The 1,346-nt window shown below is 72.4% G+C and carries 1 protein-coding gene; it reads right to left on the bottom strand.

Translation table 11 applies throughout. From position 1 onward, the window contains the following. A partial coding sequence (locus AOK18_RS23585) for a flavin-containing monooxygenase (protein WP_055695645.1) occupies positions 1 to 1,346 on the bottom strand: 1,346 nt, incomplete at both ends.

The following is a 1,346-nucleotide window of genomic DNA, read 5'->3' as shown; positions in this document are numbered from 1 at the left end:
GCCTTCCCCCGGCTCCTCGCGCGGTGGTGCGAGGAGCCGGTGGAAGGCGTGGGCGCCGTGGGGGTAGGCGGTGGGGCCGTCGGGCCGGCCCCGGCCCTCCCGGTTGTAGTAGCCGGGGGTGCACTCGGCGTGGAACCACTCGTGGTCGGGGGCGTCCTTCGCCAGGAGGGCGAGCCAGGCGTCCTCGGCCTCGCGGGAGGGTTCGACGAGCGCGTCGCCCGCTTCGGCGGCGGCGACCAGGGCGGCGGCGTGGACGGCCTGTTCGTCCAGGACGTGGGTGAAGTTGACGCTGCTGGCGTTCTGCAGGGACCCCATCTGGATCAGGTTGGGGAAGCCGTTGCTCGTGAAGCCGTGCAGGGTGCGCGGGCCCTCCTTCGCCCAGGCGTGCAGGAGCTGGGTACCGCCCCGGCCGTGGACGGGGAGCTTGCCGGAGAGGACGCCCGAGGTGCCGACGGAGAAACCCGTGGCGAAGATCAGGCAGTCGAGGTCGTACGTCGTGCCGCCGACCACCACGCCGGTCTCGGTGACGCGCTCGATGCCGTGGGTGTCGGCGGTGTCGACCAGGGTGACGTTGTCGCGGTTGAAGGCCGGGTAGTACCGGTCGGAGAAGGTGGGGCGCTTGCAGGCGTACCGGTACCAGGGCTTGAGCCTCTCCGCCGTGTCCGGGTCGGTGACCGTCTCCTCGACGCGGGCGCGGAGTTCGTTCATCTTGGCGGCGTCGGCCGCCTCGTAGGCCGCTTCGAAGGCCTCCCGGTCGTCCTGGCGGCGGAAGCTCGGCAGGAGCTTCTCCAGGAGGCCGGCCGACTCGGTCCAGCGGTCGGCGACGAGGTCCCGGTCGGCCGGTTCGCCGGAGACGATGCGGAGGTAGTTGTCGCGGCGCTCGCGCGCCCAGCCCTCGCGGTGGGCGCCGACGTCCTCGGCGGTGGTGCGGCGGTTGGCGCGGACGTCCACGGTGGAGGGGGTGCGCTGGAAGACGTAGACGTGCGCGGCGTCCTCGGCCAGCATCGGGATGGCCTGGATGCCGGTGGCGCCGGTGCCGACGACGCCCACCCGCTTGTCCGCGAGGCCGGTCATGCCGCCGTCCGGGGTGCCTCCGGTGTAGGCGTAGTCCCACCGCGAGGTGTGGAAGGTGTGCCCCTCGAAGTCCTGGATGCCGGGGATGCCGGGGAGTTTGGGCGTGGAGAGGGTGCCGGTGGAGGTGACGACGTAGGTGGCCCGGAACGCGTCGCCGCGGTCGGTGGTCACGGTCCACTGCTCACCGTCCTCGTCCCAGGTCAGCGAGGTGACCGAGGTGGAGAACAGGACGTCCCGGTAGAGGTCGAACTTCCGGGCGACGCGTTCCGGGC

Source organism: Streptomyces prasinopilosus, from assembly GCF_001419695.1.
Classification (GTDB): Bacteria; Actinomycetota; Actinomycetes; order Streptomycetales; family Streptomycetaceae; genus Streptomyces; species Streptomyces prasinopilosus.
This window is presented reverse-complemented; position numbering and strand designations above follow the sequence as displayed.